6 protein-coding genes and 1 pseudogene are annotated in these 5799 nt (G+C 60.3%); 6 read left to right on the top strand and 1 reads right to left on the bottom strand.

The genetic code is table 11. The features are described 5' to 3' along the window. A partial coding sequence (locus A3754_RS17480) for an SDR family oxidoreductase (RefSeq protein WP_082904799.1) occupies positions 1–1332 on the bottom strand: 1332 nt, incomplete at its 3' end. A 235-nt stretch (positions 1333–1567) separates the two neighbouring features. On the opposite strand from A3754_RS17480, the gene A3754_RS17475 reads away from it, so the two are divergent. The 6 genes and pseudogenes from A3754_RS17475 to A3754_RS17450 form a co-directional block, all read left to right on the top strand. Beyond that, positions 1568–2200, top strand: coding sequence for a TetR family transcriptional regulator (locus tag A3754_RS17475; protein WP_063520726.1), 633 nt, complete (start codon positions 1568–1570; stop codon positions 2198–2200). Positions 2201–2315: 115 nt separating this feature from the next. Then, positions 2316–2645: a hypothetical protein gene (locus A3754_RS17470; protein ID WP_063520725.1), complete on the top strand. Its 330-nt coding sequence runs from the start codon at positions 2316–2318 to the stop codon at positions 2643–2645. 68 nt (positions 2646–2713) lie between these two features. Continuing rightward, the gene (locus tag A3754_RS17465; protein ID WP_063520724.1) at positions 2714–3397 is read left to right on the top strand and encodes a nitroreductase; all 684 of its coding nucleotides are present in this window, start codon (positions 2714–2716) and stop codon (positions 3395–3397) included. A gap of 88 nt (positions 3398–3485) precedes the next feature. Then, positions 3486–3848: a putative quinol monooxygenase gene (locus A3754_RS17460; RefSeq protein WP_063520723.1), complete on the top strand. Its 363-nt coding sequence runs from the start codon at positions 3486–3488 to the stop codon at positions 3846–3848. 187 nt (positions 3849–4035) lie between these two features. Then, a complete protein-coding gene (locus tag A3754_RS17455) occupies positions 4036–4965 on the top strand; it encodes a MoxR family ATPase (RefSeq protein WP_063520722.1) in 930 nt (309 codons plus the stop codon). Continuing rightward, positions 4965–5799, top strand: a pseudogene (locus tag A3754_RS17450) (hypothetical protein); the annotation flags it as partial. The gene A3754_RS17455 and the pseudogene A3754_RS17450, both read left to right, overlap by 1 nt.

Genomic DNA, 5799 nt, shown 5'->3' with positions numbered 1-5799 from the left:
GTCGGACACATCACAGCTGTAAGCCTGTGCGGTGCCGCCCAGCTGGTCGATTTCATGCAGGGTTTCTTCCAGTTTTTCGGCGGTGCGGGCAATCACCAGCACGGTGGCGCCGGCGCGAGCCAGCTTCAGCGCGCTGGCCTTGCCGATACCGGACGTGGCGCCGGTAACCATTACTACCTTGCCTTCCACCCGTTCGGGCAGGGTGGGCAGCGGTTGCAGTTCATCCTTGCGCTCGCCGCGGTCCGGGTCCAGATGGTTTTCCCAGAAATCCCACAGTTGCTGGATATAGCTTTCCAGCTCCGGTGCCGCGATGCCAGTGCCTTCCAGAGCCGCTTTGGCGCGGCTGTTATCGTACTCGGTGGGGAAGGTGAGGAACTTCATGGCCGAGGGCGGGATGTCCAGGTTGTCCAGTGCGGCATTGAGCAGCAGGTTGGGGGTCAGGGCGCTGACGCCCTTGCGAACAAAGCCCGGGACCACATCGAACAGGCGGTTTTCCAGCTTCAAGGCCACCCGCGGGGCCTGGGCGGCGCCGGCGATGATGTCCATGATCTCGCCCAGGCTGTAGCTGCGGTCTGCGGTCAGGTGGAAGCATTGGCCATCGTGGTCAGCCTGGTGGGCAATGTGGTCCAGGGCGTCCGCCACGAAATCCACCGGCACCACGTTGAAGTGGCCGCCTTCCACGCCGATCAGAGGTATCCAGTTGGGCAATACGTCTTTCAGCTTCTGGATGAACTTGAACAGGTAATAGGGGCCGTCCACCTTGTCCATGGCCCCGGTTTCAGAATGGCCGACGACCATGGCAGGGCGGTAGATGCGCCAGGGGATTTTGCTTTCCTGGCGTACCAGTGCTTCGGATTCGTGCTTGGTCAGCAGGTAGGCGTCATCAAGTCCGGTGGCTTCCTCGAACATGTCTTCGGTAAAGGTGCCGTCGTAAAGGCCGGCAGCCGCGATGGAGGAGACATGGTGAAAACGGCCGGCCTGAATTTTTTCAGCCAGTTTCAGCGTTTGCCGCGTGCCTTCGATATTGGTGTAGCGCTGGGTGTTTTCATCGGCGGTCAGGTCATAAATGGCGGCCAGATGGAAAAAATGATCGATTTGCCCGTTCAGGTCATCCTGGTCACGCTTGCTCACGCCCAGCAGTTTTTCGTTGATGTCGCCATGGATGGCCACCAGACGGTCGGCATCCACGCCAAGCCGGCTGCGCAGGGCATCCAGCTTGTACTCGGAGCCACAGCGGACCAGGGCAAAAACGCGGGTATCGTCGCGTTTCAGCAGACGGCCAACCAGAAATCGGCCGATAAACCCGGTGGCACCGGTAACGAAATAGTTCATTGCTTTCCCCTTGTGCTTCCTTGCTGCCTGCTCGGGCAGGCAGGTTGTGTTGTAGCGCATGTCTGATCATGCGCCGTGATCAGGCCGTGTGCCAAGTCTTCGGCCTTACATCTGTAAGGTGAATTCTCTTCCAGCTAACAAGTGTTTGTCAAAGATTGTTTTGTAACCGCTGCGTTGTTGCGCCGTGGCCGTCGTTTATGGGATTATTTAACTAACATTCGTTAGTGATACTGTTATGGCTGAAACAGCGCGACAGCGCCAGAAACGGCAAACCCGGGAGCGGATTCTGGAATCCGCACGAAATTTGATGGCGGGCGGGCGTGGTCTGGACAGCCTGGGGCTGCGTGAAGTGGCCCGGGAATCCAGCCTGGCTGCCACCTCCCTGTATAACCATTTTCCGGATATGGAGGCGCTGGGGTTGGCGTTGATTGACTCCTGTTGCTTTCGGTTGCGCTCTGCCATGGAGTACGAGCGGCGCAGCATGATCGAAATCGGTGCGGCCCAGGCGGTGCAGGAGCTGGTCGGGCGGTTTACCCGTTATATTGCTGAGAACGGCAATGATTTTCGCTTGTTGGTGCAGCAGCGTCTGGGTAGCCATGATCGCTACCGGTTGAGAATTCAGCGCGAATTACAGTTGCTGGTGGACGAGCTGGCCGAAGACGTGCGTCAGGCGGTCGCCAGCCAGGGGCGGGNCCAGGTGCCGGCAGAACAGGAGGCGCAAGCGGCCATTGCGATCATGTTCGGCGCCGGCATTTCCATGCTCGACAGTAGCCCCGCTGCGCGCCGTGTGTTGGCGGATCATGCCTGCCTGCAGCTGGAAATGATGGCGCTGGGCGGCAGGCAGATGGCGGTAGGTAATCGGCTATGAAATGGCGGTTTGTGACGTGATTCGTGGGTTTGTGCCGAAAAATGCACTAAAAAGGGTCGCGAACTCAGCAACGTTAATACCGCAACGTTGCTGCCGATTGCCACAGGAGGTGGCGATGTCTTTTGATCCCAAGGATCCGTACGACGCCGCAGCACTGTACGACATGTGGCTCAATTGCAGCCGTTGTCCTGCCACCTTTGATTTTGAACCCGGTGGTGAGGTCAATCTGGATTATTATCACCGTATCGGCCAGCAGGCCCGGATGGAAAACTGGGCAGTGTTGCCGGCTCGCAATCACGGCGAAGAACTGGTGTTCAATGTGCTTTGTCCTGACTGCGCCCGGCGCTTTGGGGTGGATGGCTGCGACGGCCGCATGGAGTTGGCTGCACCGGTGATCGACCAGATCTGCCAGGCCATGCGTGACGCGTCCGAACAAGCGGCCTGATCGCTACGGTCATCGTGTCTGTCTCTCCGCCCCGGTAGACTCGGAGCGAGTGTTGACAGGAGCCCTTGATGACCGCCCACGATATTTCCCTGGCTGATGCCATGATTCAGCGCCGCTCCGTACGCGGCTTTACCGACAAACCGGTACCTCAGGAGGTGCTGGACGCGGTGTTCTCGCTTGCCCAGCGCTCTCCCTCCAACTGCAATATCCAGCCCTGGAAAGTGTGGGTAGCGTCCGGTGCCGTGCGCGATGCGCTGCGCGAGCGCATGGTGGAGAAGGTTACTCAGGGCGTCCCTTTTGCTCCGGATTATGACAGCCTGCCGCGTTTCGAGGGGGTGTACCGGGAGCGCCAGGTGGATTGCGCCATGGCGCTGTACGGCAGCATGGGCATTGCCCGCGAAGACCGTCCTGGTCGGCAACGTGCCGAATTGCGCAATTTCGAGTTGTTTGATGCGCCCCATGTGGCGTTTATTGGCATGGAGCGGGAGTTCGGCGTCACCGTGGGACTGGATGTGGGCATGTACGTGCAGTCATTGCTGCTGTCCATGAGTGCCTATGGGTTGGGCGCCTGCGCCCAGGGCAGCATGCGTTACTATCCTGACGATGTGCGGGAAATGCTGGGGATCCCGTCCAGTACGGCCATCGTGCTGGGGATCAGCTTTGGGTACGAGGACCCGGATATCGCGGCAAACAAGGCCCGAGTGGATCGGGTGCCGGTCTCCGACTCGGTGCAGTTCTGCGATAGTTTGTAGTCGAGCCCTGTGCTGAAAACAGGCAGGGTCCGGGCAGCGTTGGCTCGATTGTGCTACAATGGTCGTTTTCCCAGCGTAGTGACCCTCCATGATCATAGTGAAAGGCTCCTTTCCCGTGAAAGAAGACGAACAGCCCCATGCGTTGGCGCTGGTGCAGGCGCTTGCCAGTGCGTCGCGGGGAGAGCGGGGGTGTCTGGCCTATGAGGTATACCTGCAGGCGGATGCGCCCAGGGTGATTATGGTGTGGCAGCAGTGGTCGAACCTGGATGCGCTGGAAATCCATTTTGGCTCCGAGCATGTGGACGCCTTTCTCGATGCCATTCCCGACATGATTGATGGCGATGTCACCTCGGCTCGCTTTGATGTGTCCAGCATGGATGGCGACCCCATTGTCGAGGACGTCAGCGAGATCGCCCCTGTGGTGCTGGCGGATAACATCACTCTGCATTAACGCCCCGGTCGGCGCTCTGCGTGTTCGTTCATTGATTCCTTTTCGCTCACCGCGTTGTCCTGCGCCGCTTCCTGTCGGTGTTGTGTCGTGGTTGGCCAGTGTCTCCCGTCGTGCTCTGCGTTACTCTGTCTGGCTCAGGCAAGGTCTGGCTTTCGCTGTGCCTTGGCAAGGTTGTGCAGGAGTGCCCATGAAAACCCGTATCGACTCCGTCGAAGACATTATTCGCAGCTTCTCCGAGCAGGGTTACATTTGCAGCGAGCGCATTGCGCTGGCGGTGTACCTGGCGGCGCAGCTACACAAGCCGGTGCTGGTGGAAGGCCCGCCGGGGGTGGGCAAAACCGAGCTGGCAAAAGCGGCCGCCGCCTTTCTGGAAGCGCCGCTGATTCGCTTGCAGTGCTATGAAGGGCTGGATGAAAGCCGGGCGCTATACGAATGGAAGTACGGCAAGCAGTTGCTGTATACGCAACTGCTGCGCGACAAGCTCGGTGGCATGCTGGCCGATACGGATAGCCTGGAAGCCAGCATGGATCGCCTGGGGGATTTGGGTGAAGCGTTCTACAGTGAAACCTTTCTGGAGCCGCGCCCCCTGTTGCATGCACTCCGCAGTGAAGAACCTGCGGTACTGTTGATCGATGAAATCGACAAGGCGGATCAGGAATTCGAGGCGTTTCTTTTGGAGTTGCTATCGGACTTCCAGATTTCCATCCCCGAGCTGGGCACCGTCAAGGCGCGCCACCAGCCCCTGGTGCTGTTGACCAGTAACGACCAGCGCGAGTTGTCCGATGCACTCAAACGCCGCTGTCTGCACTTGTATATTCCCTACCCGGAAGCGGAGCTGGAAGCGAACATCGTGGCGGCACGGGTGCCGGATCTGGATGCACGACTGCGCGAGCAACTGGTGGCGTTCATTCAGTACCTGCGCGAGCAGGACATGAAGAAATTGCCGGCTATCTCCGAGACGCTGGACTGGGCCCGGGCGCTGGTGCTGTTGCATGCGGATTCACTGGAGCAGGAGCAGGTGGCAGATACGCTCAATCTGGTTTTAAAAACCGAGCAAGACGTGACCCTGGCACGGGAGCTGTTGCCTGCCTGGTTGCGCAAGCTGGGCAAACGCTGATGCCGGTCCGTCGCCTTTCAGAATTTGTGCAGGCGCTGCGGGGAGCGGGGTTGCGAATATCGCCGGACGAGGCCAGCCAGGGCATGGATGCGGCTGCACTGGTGGGCTATCAAGGGCGACAACGCTTTCACGATGCCCTGGCGATGACGCTGGTGAAGCGCGAAGACGATCGCCCTGCGTTTGAGGAAACCTTTGCGCGTTTCTTTGCGGTGACGCCCGGCGCGGCGGCGGCCACATCGAACAACAGCGCCATGCCCGAACCCGTTGAGGAGGCGGGCGAGGCGGGTGAATCTTCCCAGGGCGATGATGGGCTGGCGGGCGACGACAACCTGACGGCACAAACCCCTGCCGAGCTGGAGCAGCGGCTGGCTGAGGCCGCAGCACAAATGGATTTCACCCAGATGGAGGTGATTACCCAGCAGGGCCTGTATACCCGTCGCCTGCTGATGAACATGGGGATGGGGGCGGTGGATGACCGCATTCTGCAGCTGGATCAGGGCGATGCGCCCCGCCAGGCGCGGGCGGAGGCGCTGCGCCAGTGGCGACGGGAAGTGCGTGAGCAGGCCGCCGGCCATGTGCGGCGCCAGTTTTTGCTGCATGGTGCAGGCAAGGGGAGGGCGTTGCGGGAACAGACCATGCGTGCGGTGCCGTTTCGGCATTTGCGTGAATTCCAGGAAGTGAAAACCCTGGTGCGCCGCATGGCTCGGCGCCTGGCCAGTCTGCATCAGCGGCGCATGAAGAAAAGCCGGCGCGGCATGCTGGATGCCCGGCGCACCCTGGTGGCCGGTATTCGTCACGATGGGGTTCCTGCCCGATTGCACTGGCGTCAGCGGC

Source organism: Alcanivorax sp. HI0083 (genome assembly GCF_001635175.1).
The sequence above is the reverse complement of the archived record's forward strand: the minus strand, read 5'-3'. Positions and strand labels throughout refer to the sequence as shown.

Excerpts from the sequence above, each read along its gene's own strand:
- A3754_RS17460 (WP_063520723.1), top strand. The coding sequence starts at position 3,486 with ATGATCATAGTGAAAGGCTCCTTTCCCGTGAAAGAAGACGAACAGCCC.
- A3754_RS17470 (WP_063520725.1), top strand. The coding sequence starts at position 2,316 with ATGTCTTTTGATCCCAAGGATCCGTACGACGCCGCAGCACTGTACGAC.
- A3754_RS17465 (WP_063520724.1), top strand. The coding sequence starts at position 2,714 with ATGACCGCCCACGATATTTCCCTGGCTGATGCCATGATTCAGCGCCGC.
- A3754_RS17455 (WP_063520722.1), top strand. The coding sequence starts at position 4,036 with ATGAAAACCCGTATCGACTCCGTCGAAGACATTATTCGCAGCTTCTCC.